We start from the raw sequence: 16,525 nt of genomic DNA, 5'->3' as shown, positions 1-16,525 counted from the left end.
GAGGACAGACTGTGTCTAATGCCGTTCACTTAAGAGTGAACGGCATTTTTGTTCTTAGCATATCGTTGTGGTCTAGGTTTAACTTTTCTAGGGAATGTTCTTTCCCTTCGCCCTTCAAGTATTAAGCTTTCAGCCATGTTGTGGAACCCCTTTAACTGCCGAGGTATTGCGCCTGGTGTTGAGTAAGGTAAGCCTACAAGTAACGCTGATACATGAGCCAATGTGCCGTTAAAACTCAGTTGATAGGGAAGATAATTTCCCTTTAAATTGAAGCAAAGCTCGACCATCTGATATCGGATTAAATTGTAAGTAAGCAAGATGCCCCATAACTCCTGCTTTACCAGCTCCGGTAAACGACTTCGCAGCGTAAGACGGTTTCCAAGCATGTATTGTTTTTGTTCTCGGTAACCTAACTCTATTTCCCAACGATGCTCATAGAGGCCTACAATATCTTTTGATGGGTAACGCAGAGAGTCCGTCATGGAAGTTAATACTTGGTAGTCTTTTCCTTTAATTTTACGAGTGACAAGTCGAGCGGTTATCGACTTTGGTAAATCAGGCCATAGCTTTCTCGCTCTTGGATTACTATGTAGTTGAACCAGTTTGTCATTTCGCCCTAAAGATTGAACAATATCATATTGTGTATTTTTCTTGAGGGGGATAAGCCAATGGCGCTCTGAGCCAGAGTCTTGCCATTTATGTAATAAACCTAAAGAATAGAAACCCTTATCGAACATTGTCACACTATGATTCGGTGTTTTTTCTATCAGTTTTTCAGCTAATACCATTTCGTTTGTATTGTAATTATCAAAGGCACTGGCCGTGATTATGTGACTGCTTAGTTCCATTTGGCAGACCATTCTCACTTGCGGATATTGTGTCCCTTTTTGTCGAGAAAATGCATTTTCATTTTGTGGATTATCGGGCGTTCGCCAAACAACTCCATCGACGCCAAGCAGCGTTAATCCATTCCACTGGGGTAACTTTGCACTTTTTAACCATGAGGTTGTCATTCGCTCAAAGACCGCTTTAATTGCGTCTTCACCCAACGTCTTTCGTCGTTGAGTCAACGCGCTCGGTGCGACAAAAGCTTTACCTGTACGGTCGACAATATCGAGCTGGTTAACTAAGTTTTTCATGGATTTATTGTTGTAGATAGCCATTCCAACAAGTAACCAAACCATGGATTCTAGAGTTAATTTCCTCTTTCTCATAGTGACAGTATCAGTAAGAGAATAAGCTTCATCGATGAGGTCAATTGGAAGCAAGTCAGACAAAGTTTCAACGTTGCTAGGTTTCCAATCATTAATTATGTTTAGAGCTTGGGAAACATCCATAAAAAAATCCAAGTGCATTAAATACACTTGGATTTTGACAGTTCTGGAGGATCGTTCAACCGATCACTTTGGCTTTAACTGATCGGCATTAACAGACTGTGTCCTCTTTTTATGTCTGCTTGTCAGCGCTTTATGTACCTGTTATCTATCTGTGTTATCAATTTTAAACCAGATATAACAACGCTACTGACTTGTTGGAGCTAACGTATCAAAGGCATTAAGTTAAGTGTCTTTGTTCTCTGTGGACTTATCTTCTTGAGCTTTCTCTTTGTTCTGTTTATCCAATTGATTGAGCTTGTCTAAGTCTTTCTCTGTTTTGTTACGACCTGTCAGATCCATATTGGCGGTCTGTTTGAGCGCAGCAATATTACCCACCACAACGCTAACCACGATGATGATGATAACCCAAGGGTTTGTAAGCCACTCCAACATAAGCGCTCCTAATGACTGATATTCGCCACGAAGCGCGCATAGATCTCGTCTAGCTGCTCCATAATTATCTCATACCCTAATATTGGCTTAGATTGGAGTCGCTTGCCAAGTAAAGTGGGAGATAACTGTGATAAACACAACTGTGAAACTTTACGGTGGCTAATGTGCCAAGGTTCTATCGCCACACCGCCGAGATCTTGGCTGTACGGAAAGAAGAACCCATATTGAGATGCATTGGCAATAAGCCATTGGTAAAACGCTTGCTGGTGGCCAGTAAGGTATTCCCATGGTTCCAGTTGGAGCTGTGTGCCTTCAGGTAAGTGATTACGAGCGAAGACATCAAAGTCACAACCCCAATGGTGACGACTCGCTCCGGGAAGCGCAGACCACCTCAGGATCGCCGACAACTTTTGATGTTCACTGAGTGTTGAAGCATCAAGTGGTTGGCTTTCGGAGTCTAATATCGGTGCTTGACCAGAAAACTTACGATTCCAAATCAGAGATTGCCTTTCATAGTCGCGAAAGCCACTGGCAATCTCCATTTTAAAGCCAGCGAGTTGAGTAGCTTCAATCAAATTGTTCAGATCATCTTTGACATCACTGTGGACCAAGAAGGTCTTGGTGCCAATCAGGCTAGGTTCCAGATGAGAATCTGATTGTCCGGTAAGCTGCTCTGGTGTCATAACGCGTCTCTCAATAATTAGATGCTATCAATCGCTGATCAAAGAACTATTTAGCGAACAGGTTCACTAGTGTTCTTTCGTACATGTCGGTTAGCTTCTCCAAGTCAGCCACTTTCACGCATTCGTTAACCTTGTGAATGGTTGCATTCACCGGGCCTAGTTCCACCACTTGCCCTTTCATGCGCGCAATAAAGCGGCCGTCAGATGTACCACCTGTGGTAAGCAGTGCCGGTTTTACGTCATTAACGTGGCCAACGGCATCAACAATAGCATCAAGCAGTGAGCCTGCGTCGGTTAAGAACGGGTCGCCATTGAATGTCCATTTCAAATCGTATTCGAAATCGTACTTGTCGAGTGTATTTGTGATTCTTTCAACGATGATGTCGTTGTTTAACTCTGTGCTAAAGCGAAGGTTAAACTGAACATTAAATTCACCAGGAATAACGTTTGACGCGCCAGTGCCCGCACTTACATTTGGGATCTGGAAGCTGGTTGGTGGGAAGTAATCATTACCTTTGTCCCACTCGGTCGTAGCCAGTTCATTGATCGCAAGCAGAGAGCTGTGTACAGGGTTATTCGCTAGGTGAGGGTAGGCTACATGACCTTGTGTGCCTTTAACCGTTAGATCGCCAGTGATAGAACCACGACGGCCATTCTTCACGACATCACCGACGTATTCAGTACTTGATGGTTCACCCACAATACACATGTCGATGTTCTCGCCACGAGCCATTAGCGCTTCAACAACACGTACCGTACCGTTGATGAAAGGACCTTCTTCATCTGATGTGATAAGGAAACCGATTGAGCCGGTGTGGTCAGGATGTTTAGCAATGAACTGTTCTACCGCAACGATCATTGAAGCCAGAGAACCTTTCATATCTGCCGCGCCGCGACCGTGTAGGAAACCATCTACGATAGTCGGTTCGAATGGCTTAGTGTTCCACTGCTCAATTGGGCCAGCAGGTACAACATCAGTGTGGCCAGCAAAGGCAAAGAGAGGAGCCTCTGTACCACGGCGAGCCCAAAAGTTTGTCGTATCTTCAAATACCATCACTTCGATTTCAAAGCCTAATGCTTTTAAGCGTTCGATCATCAGGTCTTGGCAACCTGCATCTTCAGGGGTTACCGATTGACGGCTAATGAGATCTTTTGCCAGAGCCAAAGTTGGGCTATCTGTCATCCTTGAATTCCTTATTTAAATAAAGCGTCTAGTCATTAATTGTGGAGCGCTGAATAGGGGAGGTTCAACGCTTTTTTTTGTTTAATTTTATGCGGCTACTAAGCAAAAATAGCGGCATATTGATCAGCTTTGAAGCCGATGTGAAGCTTGCCATCAACTTTCAATATTGGGCGCTTAATCATTGCTGGTTGTTCAACAAGCAGAGCCACGGCTTTTTCTTCCGTTAGCGTGTCTTTTTGTTCTTGAGTCAGTTGGCGATAAGTCGTCCCACGTTTGTTTAGCACCAACTCCCAACCAAGCTCTGAACAGAAGCTTGTTACTAACCCTTCAGTGATGCCTTGTTTACGATAATCGTGAAATTCGAACTCGATACCTTCAGCTTCTAGCCATTTTTTTGCTTTTTTGATGGTGTCGCAGTTCGGAATGCCAAACATAGTGATAGTCATTATTCTTCCTTTGGGTGATTTTATTTCGTTGTTATGAGTTGAATCCTATCAGGAAGCTGCAATTCAGACAAAATAGAGTGAGGAATATTTCATAGAGTGAAAAAAAGCAGTAAGGACATGTCACTATTGGAGACTTATTGATCAGCCTCAACATGTTGTCAGCGAAAAAAGAAATAATTGAGTTGCACATATATAGGAGGTGTCAATGGAGTTGAGTCCTGTTTTTGCAAGGCGGCTATATTTAGCATTGTTAGTGGAAAGCCTTGATAGGCCAAATGTGCCTAAACTCATCGAAAAAACGGGTTGGCCTCGACGTACTATTCAAGATGTACTCAAGGCGTTACCGGGGATCGGTATCGAACTTATGTTTGTTCAAGATGGGCGACGACATAATGATGGTTATTACCAGTTATCCGACTGGGGGCCATTTGATAGTCAATGGGTTATCGAACGTAAAAGCGATATAGCAACAAGCCTTGGGTTTAGTGCATAAGCCAGCGAAAGCTGGCTTTCTTTTGGGCGCAGTAAAATCAAAGCATAAAGAGCAGCCGATTTACTGATTAACTTTCTTTCTTACACAGATAGGCTGTACCAAGCATAGTGACGGAAGCACTAAAGTCTTGGGGAAGGGTAAATATGATGATGTCTGAGCCTAATTCAATGACGTTGGATTTTAATTCGTTCATTGCGTTTTGAATCAGAGTGTCATTTGGGAAGAATAGATAGTTGTACCAGTGGCCTTCGCTGCCTGTGACTTCCCCTTCGTACTTGCACTTGTTGATATCAAGCAGTCCGTGATAATCCATTTGTACTTGGTCAGCTTCGCTATCTGGGACTGTCGTCGGTATCGTGCACCCTAATAACATGCCAGTCATAGCTAAAGCGACTCATTCCTTTTTCATACGTTTACCCTGCTATTTCATCAAATACATCGCGAAACCTACCCAACTTGCGATCAATAGTAACCACGGCAATCTACTGGCGTGATTTGATGTTGTTTCAACACTCGCGTCTACATTGTTCTCTTCGTCTAGACTAGCTTGTTGAGTCTGCTTCTCTTTCTGTACGCGTTTTTTTGCTTTATCAGCTTGGCGACTGCGTTCTTTTTGCTGTTTCTTGTAAAGTGCGATGCCTTTCTCGATACCTTGAGCAATCAACTTCGTTTGTTCTTTGGTTTGAGCTGGTTTTTGCGTCGCTTTGGCTATCTTCAGTGCTTCTTGTTGAGATTCAACAGACGGTGTATTAGTTTTCTTTTTCATACTGAGTTCAATAATTAAAACGGATTAACCAATAAGATAACGCAAACCTAGTTAAGTATGAATGATTTGCGTTAAAGTGTTGGTTTGAAAATAAGTGAAAGTGAGATTTGTGCGGTACTCCATAGAACAATACGACAAACACGGCTTTTTGAAAGCCCCAATCTTATTATGGTTAGGTTGGCTGTTTCTTGCGAAAGCTTTGGTCGTTTTCATTGTTGCGGGCGCAAGCCGAGAGTCAGGAACGGATATCCTCGAGATCATCTATCCTGACCACCAGATGTTTTATGTCGGAATTGCTTTGAGTGTCCCTAGCTTGCTACTGATGTGGTTATTTGGGCTCAGAACACCAGAGAGAAAGCGTCTCAATAAAGTCGTATCTTGGGGGCGTTGGGTCACCATCATGGCTATCTTGGCTCAGGGGTCTCATACCATTTATTTAATCTATTTGGATAATGGATGGTTCCGTTGGTCAAATGGCATCACCCTGTTGTTGCTCCTATGGTTAGCGCTTTTTCTAACCAATAGTCATGCCGCGAGGGATTGCTTTAAAGTGGTTGAGCTCGAAGACTGATTCTCATCAAAACATTTGTCCCATTCACATTTATACTTAGAAGCTAAAACTGGAAGGAATAATCTATGCTTAATGTCTCAAATGAGCACCCTAACGTTCAAAGTGCTATCTTGCCAGAAGCTGGGCCTTTCGCTCTTTACGTTCAACTAAAAGTGAATGCTAACGCTGCTAACGTATTAGCGGAAATTCAAAAGATTCCTGCGCTAATCGAAGAGCTCAACCAAACTCAACCAGATGCGAACTTAACGGCGTCAGTTGCGTTTTCAAAGGCTTTTTGGGATAAGTTTGAGCAAGCTGCTCCGTCTGACCTTATTGATTTTCCTGCGCTTGGTGAAGGTGATGTCACTGCACCGAGCACATTGTCTGATGTTCTGATTCACTGTCATTCAAATCGACACGACCTGCACTTCTTCATCCTACGTAAATTGCTATCTGAAGTTGCTGTAGACGTTGAAGTAGTTGATGAAACCTACGGTTACCGCTTCCTAGATTCACGTGATATGACCGACTTCGTTGATGGCACTGAAAACCCCAAAGACGCTCAGCGCGCTGAAGTAGCGATTGTGCCTGAAGGTGAATTTGCTGGTGGTAGCTATGTGATGGTACAACGTTTTGTGCATAACCTACCTGCTTGGAACCGATTAAATGTATCGGCACAAGAGAAAGTCGTTGGTCGTACTAAGCCCGATTCAATCGAGCTAGAAGATGTTCCTGCGGCGTCTCACGTTGGTCGTGTGGATATCAAAGAAGAAGGCAAGGGCCTTAAAATTGTTCGTCACAGCTTGCCTTACGGTACAGCAACGGGCGATCACGGCCTATTGTTTATTGCTTACTGTAATGTCCGTCATAACTTTGATGCAATGCTAGAGAGCATGTACGGCGTGACAGATGGTAAAACAGACCAACTGCTTCGTTTTACTAAAGCGGTGACAGGCGCTTACTACTTTGCTCCTTCAACTGACGTGTTGAGTGCATTAACGGTTAAGTAAATCGTCTCAAAATAGAATAAACAAATGGAGCCTCAGGGCTCCTTTTTATTAAAGCTTTAGATGAACGGGGCGATATAAGAGCAATCGTGAGTTTTATACATCTTTTTGTAAGTGAAGGTCTATGGCTATAACTGTTAATACAAATGTCTCAGCGCTGGTGGCTCAGAGGAATCTGTCGAATGCCAACAACATGCTGAACCAATCTTTGGAGCGCTTAGCTTCAGGGAGTCGTATTAATAGTGCAAAAGACGATGCGGCTGGCTTACAAATTTCGAATCGATTAGAAGCGCAGATGAGCGGTATTGATGTCGCGGTTCGAAACGCTAACGACGGGATCTCCATTATGCAGACTGCAGAGGGAGCGATGAATGAAACCACTAATATCATGCAACGCATGCGAGATTTGTCACTACAAGCGAGTAATGGTTCGAATAGCCAGTCTGAAAGGACTGCGATTCAAGAAGAAGTGACTGCCTTGAATGATGAGTTGAATCGAATTGCTGAAACTACTTCGTTTGGTGGCAAAAAACTTCTCAATGGTAATTTTGGTAGTACGTCATTTCAGATTGGTGGTAGCTCTGGCGAGGCGGTACAAATCGGCCTCAAAAGTATGCGTACCGATGACATCAACATGGGTGGTTTTAGTTATGTCGCTAATGGCATGGCCAATGACTCGTGGGCAGTGAAATCAAATCAGAATGATATGACGATGTCGTTTACCGATCGTTTTGGCCAGCCTCAAGAGATCACCATTAATGCGAAAGTCGGCGATGACATTAAAGAGTTGGCGACCTACATCAATGGTCAAACGGATCTGGTCTCAGCTTCGGTTAATGATGATGGGCAGCTTCAAATCTACATGTCTGGTGAAGATACCTCTGGCACTATCTCTTTCTCTGGTTCACTCGCGAGTGAACTGTCGATTTCAGCGGGTTACTATGAGTCGGTGAATGACATCAATGTGACGGATATGGGTGGTGCGCAGCGTGCTGTTTCTATTTTAGATACCGCGATGAAGTACGTGGATAGTCACCGCTCTGAACTCGGCGCGATGCAAAACCGCTTTGACCATGCAATAAACAATCTCGAAAACGTCCATGAGAACTTGGCTACATCCAACAGCCGAATCAAAGATACCGACTATGCCAAAGAAACCACTCAAATGCTCAAGCAGCAAATACTGCAGCAAGTGAGTACCACAATATTGGCTCAAGCAAAGCAAGCGCCGAATCTTGCTTTAACTTTGCTTGGTTAATAAATCACCTCGAATCTTATAAAGGTAATTCAGCTTAACTAGAGCCCTTTGGTTAATAAAAATACAACTTTCCGCCCGACTGATATCTCGACAACTTTAGCGTTTTTCTCATCTTTTTTTGATAATTTCACGGCTAGTCACGCTTTCTTCCCCTTTCGCGCTATTTCTTTAATTTTATTGTTTTTTTCCTAAAGGTTTCAGTATCCACGCCGTTATTAATAGTAACTTAAAGATAACTACTTGGTTTTCCGAGACGTCGGAAACCGCTATACCGGAAAATCAATTGGAGAAGTCACCATGGCAGTGAATGTAAATACCAACGTTTCAGCGATGACAGCACAACGTTACCTAAACAACGCAAACAGCGCACAACAAACATCAATGGAGCGTCTATCTTCTGGCTCTAAAATCAACAGCGCGAAAGATGACGCTGCGGGCCTACAAATCTCGAACCGTTTGAACGTTCAGAGTCGTGGTCTTGATGTTGCTGTTCGTAACGCGAACGACGGTATCTCAATTGCACAAACTGCTGAAGGTGCAATGAACGAGACAACCAACATCCTGCAACGTATGCGTGATTTGTCTCTACAATCTTCAAACGGCTCAAACTCAAAATCTGAGCGTGTAGCGATTCAAGAAGAAGTAACAGCATTGAACGACGAGTTGAACCGTATCGCGGAAACCACGTCTTTTGGTGGTAACAAACTGCTTAACGGTACTCACGGTACTAAATCATTCCAAATCGGTGCGGATAACGGTGAAGCGGTAATGCTTCAACTGAAAGATATGCGCTCTGATAACGCTCAGATGGGTGGTAAGAGCTACCAAACTGAGAACGCAAAAGACAAAGACTGGAACGTTCAAGCTGGCGCCAACGACCTAAAAATGTCGTTCACTGATAACTTCGGTCAAGCGCAAGAAATTGATGTGTCTGCGAAAGCGGGCGACGACATCGAAGAGCTAGCAACGTACATAAACGGTCAACAAGATTCTGTTAAAGCGTCTGTAACTGAAGACGGTAAGCTACAAATGTTTACTGGTAACAACAAAGTTGAAGGCGAAGTGGCATTCTCTGGCAGCCTTGCTGGTGAACTAGGCATGCAACCTGGCAAAGATGTAACGGTTGATACTATCGACGTAACGTCTGTTGGTGGCGCACAAGAGTCTGTAGCAATCATCGATGCGGCACTTAAGTACGTAGATAGCCACCGTGCTGAACTGGGTGCTTTCCAAAACCGTTTCGACCACGCTATCAGCAACTTAGACAACATTAACGAGAACGTTAACGCATCTAAGAGCCGTATTAAAGATACTGATTTCGCGAAAGAAACGACTCAGATGACTAAGTCTCAGATCCTTTCTCAAGCTTCAAGCTCGATTCTTGCTCAAGCGAAGCAAGCACCGAATTCGGCACTTAGCCTACTAGGTTAATCGATTGAAAGGCCACGTTGACTATAAGCTTTGTTGATCATAAGCGTTAACGTTAGGCTTCCACAAATTAGCTCGTGGTGAGAGATGAGCGTTAAATAGACCCAGCTTCGGCTGGGTTTTTTATTACCTGTTGTTTGGCTAAGGTGGGCGTTGGAGAAAATACCGAAGTACCGAAAGGAGCAAAAGCGAGATTCCCTATCACGCTCGTTCCTCACTGCTGGGAATGACGGGGATAGAGAGGTCTTTGACTCATTGCCTACCTGAACCGAAGTCGTTGGTCGTCATCTCAGAATCGAGTAGAGCGAGATATCAGAGGTCTGTTGTCTGACTGAATTCATACCGTGTGATTTAACGTGTGGGATCTGCGCCTAGAATGGCGTTTAACGCGGTTTAATAACAAAGTAGGGCGGTTAGTTGTCATTTAAGGATTGGTATTGCTGTGGCTCTTTGAGGGGATGTTTACAACGAGGTGAGGAGTAGTCAGTACTGTTGTTTAAGGAACTCGATAAATATAGCAGGCACAAAAAACGCCACCCATTGGTAGCGTTTTAATTAAAGCAGTTAAGTAATCGAAATTACTTAGTTACTTTAAGAACTGGAGTTTCGCCAACAGTTACAGAACCAGCAAGCTTGTTCAGCTCCTTGATTTCGTCCATGTTAGAGATAACAACTGGAGTAAGCGTAGATTTCGCTTTCTCTTCTAGAAGTGCTAGGTCGAAAGTGATGATAGTGTCACCAGCTTTAACAGATTGACCTTCTTCAGCTACACGAGTGAAGCCTTCGCCTTTTAGTTCGACAGTATCGATACCGAAGTGAACGAAAAGCTCAACACCGTCGTCAGACTCGATAGAGAATGCGTGGTTAGTTTCGAAAATCTTACCGATAGTACCGTTAACTGGAGCAACCATTTTGTCGCCAGCTGGTTTGATCGCGATGCCGTCACCAACGATTTTTTCAGCGAAAACAACATCTGGCACATCTTCAATATTTACGATTTCGCCAGATAGAGGTGCGATGATTTCGATTGCACCAGCGTCAGCGCTGTCGTCAGATACTAGCTTTTTCAGTTTGTCAAACAGACCCATTGTGTCATGCTCCTAACGTTTAGTTTTATTCTGTAGAATATACTATACCAATCTAACAAGTTAGACGACTATTTTTAGCCGTCTAACTTTATTAAGCTATTGGTGATTACTGAGTTTTCTCAGCGATGAACTTTTCTACACAAGCTTCAATTTCTGCAGCTGTAGGTAGAGATAGTGCTTCGTCAGCCATAGCTTTAACTTCTGCGAAGTTAGAGTTACGGATTACTTTCTTAACTTTAGGGATAGAGATACCGCTCATAGAGAACTCATCTAGCCCCATACCAAGAAGAAGTAGAGTTGCACGCTCATCGCCTGCTAGCTCGCCACACATACCTGTCCATTTGCCTTCTTTATGAGAAGCATCGATTACTTGCTTGATTACAAGAAGAACCGCTGGAGATAGTGGGTTGTAAAGATGAGAAATCATCTCGTTACCACGGTCAACTGCAAGAGTATATTGCGTTAGATCGTTAGTTCCGATAGAGAAGAAAGCCACTTCTTTAGCAAGGTGGTGTGCGATTGCAGCTGCTGCTGGAGTCTCAACCATTACGCCAATTTCGATGTCTTCATCGAATGCGTGACCTTCAGTACGAAGTTCAACTTTGTACTCTTCGATTGCTTTTTTCAGTTCACGGATCTCTTCAATAGAAATGATCATTGGGAACATGATACGTAGCTTACCGTGTGCAGATGCACGAAGAATGCCGCGTAGTTGGTCACGTAAGATTTCACGACGATCCAAGCTGATACGTACTGCACGCCAGCCTAGGAACGGGTTCATTTCTTGTGGAAGATCCATGTATGGAAGATCTTTATCGCCACCGATATCCATTGTACGGATAATCACTGACTCACCGTGCATTGCTTCCGCTACTTCTTTGTAAGCAACGTATTGCTCTTCTTCAGTTGGAAGTGCAGTACGGTCCATGAATAGGAATTCAGTACGGTACAGACCAACACCTTCGCCACCGTTGCGCAGGATACCGTCACAGTCTTTAACTGTACCGATGTTGCCGCAAACTTCTACTTGATGGTTATCAAGCGTGATAGCTGGTAGGTCTTTAAGTTTTGCTAGTTCAGCCGCTTCTGCTTCAAAATCAGTTTTGATTTTCTTAGCTTCTGCTAATTCAGCGTCAGAAGGGTTGATGATGATCTTGTTGTTCATCGCGTCTAGCACAAGCATGTCGCCGTTCTTAACTTGCTTAGTGATCTCGTTAGTACCAACGATAGCTGGAAGCTCAAGTGAACGTGCCATGATTGAAGTATGAGATGTACGACCGCCGATGTCACAAGCGAAACCAAGAACGTAGTCTAGGTTGATTTGTGCAGTTTCAGATGGCGTTAGGTCGTAAGCAACTAGGATAACTTGTTCATTGATATCTGCTAGAGATACAATGTTGATGCCTAGTGCATTTTTAACGAAGCGAGTACCGATATCACGGATATCAGTTGCACGTTCTTTTAGGTACTCATCATCAAGCGACTCAAGTGCAACAGCTTGCTCTTCGATCACTGTGTAGATCGCGTTGTCTGCGTGCATTTTGTCTTTCTTGATGAGTGCTAAAATCTCTTCTTCTAGCTCTTCATCTTCAAGCAGCATGATATGGCCTTCAAAGATTGCTTCTTTTTCTTCGCCAAAAGTTTCAAGTGCTTTTTGCTTTACAACTTCAAGTTGTTGAGAAGATTTGTTACGAGCGTCAAAAAAACGCTGAACTTCTGCTTCAACTTGATCGTCTGAGATAGATTGAGTGTTTAGGACAATTTCATCTTCTTGAAGTAGTAGTGCTTTACCGAAAGCAATACCAGGAGATGCTAGGATGCCTGAAATCATAGCCTTACCTTAGTTGTTCAACTGTAAACGGGAGAATGTGTGACTTTAAGTCGTCGACTAAATGTCGCGCTTATCGCTATCTATTTCGAATTGCTATCTATTTCGAACAAAGCCACTTTGCTGTGCAAAATGGCTTTAAAAGAAGGAGACCGTATTAGTGTAGTTGATCCATAAGAGCAACTAGGTGGTCTACTGCTTGCTGAGCTTGAGGGCCTTCAGCTGAAATAGTAACGTTAGTACCTTTCACTAGGCCTAAAGTTTGTAGCTTGAACAGGCTTTTCGCGCTAGCGCTTTTGCCGTTAGAAGTCACTGTGATGTCAGCGTCGAAAGATTTTGCTTCTTTAACGAACTGTGCAGCTGGACGTGTGTGAAGGCCGTTTTCTGCTGTGATTTCTACTTGTTTCTCGTACATTTGATATACCCCAATTAATTTATTTTTTGTAAGTTTGTAACCAATTCAGCTTAACTGCTTTAACGTAAATCCGCTAGAGGCTAGTACGCTATGTTCGTGTTAGAACTTAGACTGATTATAAATTTTTATCCAGCCATGGTCGTCTTTTGTTGAGTACTCATGACTTTCAGAATCTGTTTATTGCTTCTTTTATTTTGAAGCGAAAAATAAAACAGAGCTGATATTACCAAAGGTGGGGCAGGGATCAACAAAAAAGCCCCTAAACGGGGCTTTTTTGGACGAAAAATTGATTTGACCACATATTACTGTTGGTTCTCTTTTTCCGTAAAGATGCCTGCAAACAAGGCTGTACTTAGGTAACGTTCACCAGAGCTTGGTAGTACGGTAACGATAGTTTTTCCTGCAAATTCAGGTAGTTCTGCAATTCTGTTTGCTGCAACAACAGCTGCGCCAGATGAGATGCCAGCAAGGATACCTTCTTCTTTCATTAGGCGTTGAGCCATCTCTATCGCTTCTTCAGAACTTACCGATTCAACTCGGTCAATAATCTCTAAATCTAGGTTTCCAGGGATGAAACCTGCGCCAATACCTTGGATTTTGTGCGGAGCGGGTTTGATTTCTTCGCCTGCAAGCGCTTGTGCGATAACTGGAGACTCTGCTGGTTCAACCGCTACTGAAGTGATGGCTTTGCCTTTTTCACCTTTAATGTAACGACTTGTACCAGTGATAGTACCGCCCGTACCAACACCCGCTACAAACACGTCGATCTCGCCGTCTGTTGCTTCCCAAATTTCAGGACCAGTTGTCTGCTCGTGAATTTGTGGGTTCGCTGGGTTGTTGAACTGTTGTAGTAGTAGGTACTTGTCTGGGTCTGATGCAACAATCTCTTCTGCTTTCGCAATCGCACCGTTCATGCCTTTTGGTGCTTCTGTAAGTACTAGGTTTGCGCCAAGCGCTTTAAGCAGCTTACGACGTTCTAGGCTCATTGATTCAGGCATAGTCAGCGTTAGCTTGTAACCGCGCGCCGCAGCAACGAATGCAAGAGCAACACCGGTGTTACCACTGGTAGGTTCAACAAGCTCGATACCTGGTTTAAGAGTACCTGCTTTTTCTGCTTCCCAGATCATGTTTGAACCGATACGACACTTAACACTGAAGCTTGGGTTACGAGCTTCGATCTTAGCTAGGACGTTACCTTTGCTTACTTTGTTAAGGCGAACTAGCGGTGTGTTACCAATCGTTAGGGTGTTGTCTTCGTAGATCTTGCTCATGCGATATTCCTTTATTTAATGACAGAGCTAAACGTAGTATATCAATCACTTTACCGTCTAGTGTCTTTTGGTGTTTGTTCAGCTTGAATTTAGATTAAACAACTTGAAAAAAAGGTAAAAGGATTAAAAAGTTATATCATATAGATATGTAGCAGAGTTCACGCCTATCTTTATTGGTAAGTGAATTCTCAAAAGATAGGCGCGGAAAGGTAAGTTGGCTCGTTTATCGACGAGAGTGTAATGCTTGTTCTTTGAATTCAACAACCCACATGGCTGTGGCACCACAAACCGCAACCGGCACCACGATCAGGTTTAAAATTGGGATTGTCGTAAATACAGAAACAAGCGCGCCGAAGCTGTATGTCTTACCTTGTTTTTGTTTCAGAATGTTTCTCATATCATCGAATTTAATTTTATGGTTATCAAATGGGTAATCAGCGTACTGGATAGCGAGCATCCATGCGGTGAAGATGAACCATAAAAATGGTGCAGCGGTTTGTCCTAGTGCTGGAATTAACAAAAGTAGGAATAAACCGATCGCTTTTGGCAGAACGTAGACAAGCTTGCGCCATTCTCTCGCTAATATACGTGGCGTATCTTTGAGGACATCAAGTAAACCATCGTCATTTACTTTTTTGCCACTCAGCAGCTCTTCCACTTTTTCTGCGAGTAATCCATTGAACGGCGCAGCAATGAAGTTAGCGAGAGTGCTAAAGAAATACGAAAACGTGGCCAAGACGGTTATGACAAGTAGCGGCCATAAAATGTATGATAACCACGACAAGAAGCTTGGCAATGCACCAATCCATCCTTCAATCCAAGTGTTGAGGTTGGAGAAGATATAAAACAAAGCACCACCAACGAGTAACACGTTAGCGATGAGTGGAAGTAAAACAAACTTACGAATACTCGGTGACAAAGCGATTTTTATTCCGAAAATAAAATAGCCAAAGCCTGAGCGTGGATTAGATTCAATAGTCATATTTAAATTAGGTCACATGTGAATTTGGTTAAATAGCAAACATCCCTAGTGTACTCGACCGAAATTAAGAAAAAAAGCGTGGCGAAAATCACACCATGTAAGGAACTAATTGTATTAAGTTGTTCTAAAACAGTGGCTACTTTTGATAGAGTAGTGAGATTGGTCAAATTAACCCAACTTAGTGACAGCATCTTTATAGCTAGTTGACTAAGAAAGCTGAGAGCGAAAAATGCAGGAATTGCGATTTGTACTCATTATTGTTGGCGCGTTAGCTATCGCCGCATTATTGTTCCATGGTCTATGGACGAGTAAAAAAGAAGGGAAAGCAAAGTTTGGAGATAAGCCACTTGGTAAGCTTGATAACGATAGCTTAGATGAGTCTGAAACGATCCCAAACCGTTCATTCGCCCCAGAAGATGATTTTGAGATAATCAGAAAAGAGCGTAAAGAGCCGGACTTTGCGGTTTCACCGGCTGCTACGGATCCGCTGATTGACTCTGACCCACTAACAGCACCACAAACGAAAGAAGTTATCGAAGACGATATCGAATTGAATGATCTTCCTTCTTTCAGTATTAAAGAAGAGCCAGTTCAGATCGAAAGTGAGCCAGAAGAGATCGAAGAAGTTGTCGAGCCTGAGGTTCCAAACTTTGAATTGACTGACGAACAAAAAGAAAACCATGCCGGCTTTAAAGAGCAATACGGTTCGTTTGAAGAAACTACGGATACCGTTACTGAGCCGCTAGCTCCCAACAAAGCACTGACGCCAAGTGAATCGCTTGTTGCTAAAATAGACGTTGCTAAAGAAGTCGTTGCTCCACAAAACGCAGCGCCTATAGAAGAAGCTAAGCCAGATGAAGAGCTTGGCCTAGAAGTTATTGTTCTCAATGTTCACTGCGCTGGAGAAATCCCATTCGTAGGTACTGAACTTTTCCGTAGCATGGAGAATAACGGCTTAACTTATGGTGAGATGTCTATCTATCACTGCTTTGCACAATCTAGTGATGAGCCGAAAGTTATTTTTAGTATTGCGAACATGATGCAGCCGGGAACGTTAGAACATGATGATCCTGCTGATTTTACAACGAAAGGTATTTCGTTCTTCATGACGCTGCCTTGCTACGGTCAAGCTGATCAGAACTTCAATGTAATGCTGAGTGCAGCTCAGAAAATTGCTGATGATATGGGCGGAAACGTTTTGGACGAGTCACGTAACTTAATGACACCTAATCGTTTGTCTGACTATCGTAAACAAATCAGAGACTTTATGACGGCAGCCAATGCCTAGACGTCTTGTTTAGCCTTATAAATAATCTATATTTATAGAAAAGGGCTCCTAAGGGAGCCCTTTTTGATAT

18 protein-coding genes are annotated in these 16,525 nt (G+C 43.2%); 6 read left to right on the top strand and 12 right to left on the bottom strand.

The features are described 5' to 3' along the window. Positions 1-29 precede the first annotated feature (29 nt). From ACMAZD_RS13230 to ACMAZD_RS13210, 5 genes are all read right to left on the bottom strand, one after another. Positions 30-1,337, bottom strand: a complete 1,308-nt coding sequence (locus ACMAZD_RS13230) for an IS4 family transposase (RefSeq protein WP_435247567.1) — start codon at positions 1,335-1,337, stop codon at positions 30-32. Between the two features lie 222 nt (positions 1,338-1,559). Next, on the bottom strand, positions 1,560-1,769 hold the full coding sequence (locus tag ACMAZD_RS13225; protein ID WP_435247566.1) for a DUF2897 family protein: 210 nt from the start codon (positions 1,767-1,769) through the stop codon (positions 1,560-1,562). Between the two features lie 8 nt (positions 1,770-1,777). Continuing rightward, positions 1,778-2,452: a M15 family metallopeptidase gene (locus ACMAZD_RS13220; RefSeq protein WP_435247565.1), complete on the bottom strand. Its 675-nt coding sequence runs from the start codon at positions 2,450-2,452 to the stop codon at positions 1,778-1,780. Positions 2,453-2,498: 46 nt separating this feature from the next. Next, a complete protein-coding gene (gene dapE / locus ACMAZD_RS13215; RefSeq protein ID WP_017107224.1) occupies positions 2,499-3,635 on the bottom strand; it encodes a succinyl-diaminopimelate desuccinylase in 1,137 nt (378 codons plus the stop codon). Between the two features lie 98 nt (positions 3,636-3,733). Further along, a complete protein-coding gene (locus tag ACMAZD_RS13210) occupies positions 3,734-4,081 on the bottom strand; it encodes an ArsC family reductase (protein WP_435247564.1) in 348 nt (115 codons plus the stop codon). A 205-nt stretch (positions 4,082-4,286) separates the two neighbouring features. Between ACMAZD_RS13210 and ACMAZD_RS13205 the strand changes: the two genes are divergently transcribed. Then, positions 4,287-4,574 (top strand): winged helix-turn-helix domain-containing protein, encoded by a 288-nt coding sequence (locus tag ACMAZD_RS13205; protein ID WP_435247563.1) that lies wholly within the window; start codon positions 4,287-4,289, stop codon positions 4,572-4,574. 67 nt (positions 4,575-4,641) lie between these two features. Here the strand turns inward: ACMAZD_RS13205 and ACMAZD_RS13200 are convergent, their stop codons facing one another. Both ACMAZD_RS13200 and ACMAZD_RS13195 read right to left on the bottom strand, forming a co-directional pair. Next, a complete protein-coding gene (locus tag ACMAZD_RS13200) occupies positions 4,642-4,956 on the bottom strand; it encodes a DUF4156 domain-containing protein (protein WP_435247562.1) in 315 nt (104 codons plus the stop codon). Between the two features lie 39 nt (positions 4,957-4,995). After that, complete coding sequence (locus ACMAZD_RS13195; protein WP_435247561.1) at positions 4,996-5,340, bottom strand: DUF2956 domain-containing protein; 345 nt, start codon at positions 5,338-5,340, stop codon at positions 4,996-4,998. Positions 5,341-5,449: 109 nt separating this feature from the next. Here ACMAZD_RS13195 and ACMAZD_RS13190 point away from each other — a divergent pair, with 109 nt between their 5' ends. The 4 genes from ACMAZD_RS13190 (at position 5,450) to ACMAZD_RS13175 (ending at position 9,586) form a co-directional block, all read left to right on the top strand. Further along, the gene (locus tag ACMAZD_RS13190) at positions 5,450-5,911 is read left to right on the top strand and encodes a DUF2919 domain-containing protein (RefSeq protein WP_435247560.1); all 462 of its coding nucleotides are present in this window, start codon (positions 5,450-5,452) and stop codon (positions 5,909-5,911) included. A gap of 65 nt (positions 5,912-5,976) precedes the next feature. Beyond that, positions 5,977-6,900 (top strand): Dyp-type peroxidase, encoded by a 924-nt coding sequence (locus ACMAZD_RS13185; RefSeq protein WP_435247559.1) that lies wholly within the window; start codon positions 5,977-5,979, stop codon positions 6,898-6,900. A 121-nt stretch (positions 6,901-7,021) separates the two neighbouring features. After that, the gene (locus ACMAZD_RS13180; protein WP_435247558.1) at positions 7,022-8,155 is read left to right on the top strand and encodes a flagellin; all 1,134 of its coding nucleotides are present in this window, start codon (positions 7,022-7,024) and stop codon (positions 8,153-8,155) included. Positions 8,156-8,452: 297 nt separating this feature from the next. Then, positions 8,453-9,586 carry a flagellin gene (locus ACMAZD_RS13175; RefSeq protein WP_435247557.1) on the top strand — a complete coding sequence of 378 codons (1,134 nt, stop codon included), beginning with the start codon at positions 8,453-8,455 and terminating at the stop codon, positions 9,584-9,586. A gap of 575 nt (positions 9,587-10,161) precedes the next feature. Here the strand turns inward: ACMAZD_RS13175 and crr are convergent. The 5 genes from crr to cysZ form a co-directional block, all read right to left on the bottom strand. After that, entirely contained in the window at positions 10,162-10,671 is a 510-nt protein-coding gene (gene crr / locus ACMAZD_RS13170) for a PTS glucose transporter subunit IIA (RefSeq protein ID WP_435247556.1), read from the bottom strand. A 106-nt stretch (positions 10,672-10,777) separates the two neighbouring features. Continuing rightward, positions 10,778-12,502 (bottom strand): phosphoenolpyruvate-protein phosphotransferase PtsI, encoded by a 1,725-nt coding sequence (gene ptsI / locus ACMAZD_RS13165; protein WP_435247555.1) that lies wholly within the window; start codon positions 12,500-12,502, stop codon positions 10,778-10,780. A 154-nt stretch (positions 12,503-12,656) separates the two neighbouring features. Then, entirely contained in the window at positions 12,657-12,914 is a 258-nt protein-coding gene (locus tag ACMAZD_RS13160; RefSeq protein ID WP_004734263.1) for an HPr family phosphocarrier protein, read from the bottom strand. Positions 12,915-13,216: 302 nt separating this feature from the next. Further along, the gene (gene cysK, locus ACMAZD_RS13155; protein ID WP_435247554.1) at positions 13,217-14,185 is read right to left on the bottom strand and encodes a cysteine synthase A; all 969 of its coding nucleotides are present in this window, start codon (positions 14,183-14,185) and stop codon (positions 13,217-13,219) included. Positions 14,186-14,408: 223 nt separating this feature from the next. Then, positions 14,409-15,167: a sulfate transporter CysZ gene (gene cysZ, locus ACMAZD_RS13150; RefSeq protein WP_435247553.1), complete on the bottom strand. Its 759-nt coding sequence runs from the start codon at positions 15,165-15,167 to the stop codon at positions 14,409-14,411. Between the two features lie 229 nt (positions 15,168-15,396). On the opposite strand from cysZ, the gene zipA reads away from it, so the two are divergent. Then, positions 15,397-16,455 (top strand): cell division protein ZipA, encoded by a 1,059-nt coding sequence (gene zipA / locus ACMAZD_RS13145; protein ID WP_435247552.1) that lies wholly within the window; start codon positions 15,397-15,399, stop codon positions 16,453-16,455. Positions 16,456-16,525 lie beyond the last annotated feature (70 nt).

Origin of the sequence: Vibrio sp. nBUS_14, assembly GCF_051201655.1 — a bacterium.
Classification (GTDB): domain Bacteria; phylum Pseudomonadota; class Gammaproteobacteria; order Enterobacterales; family Vibrionaceae; genus Vibrio.
The sequence above is the reverse complement of the archived record's forward strand: the minus strand, read 5'-3'. Positions and strand labels throughout refer to the sequence as shown.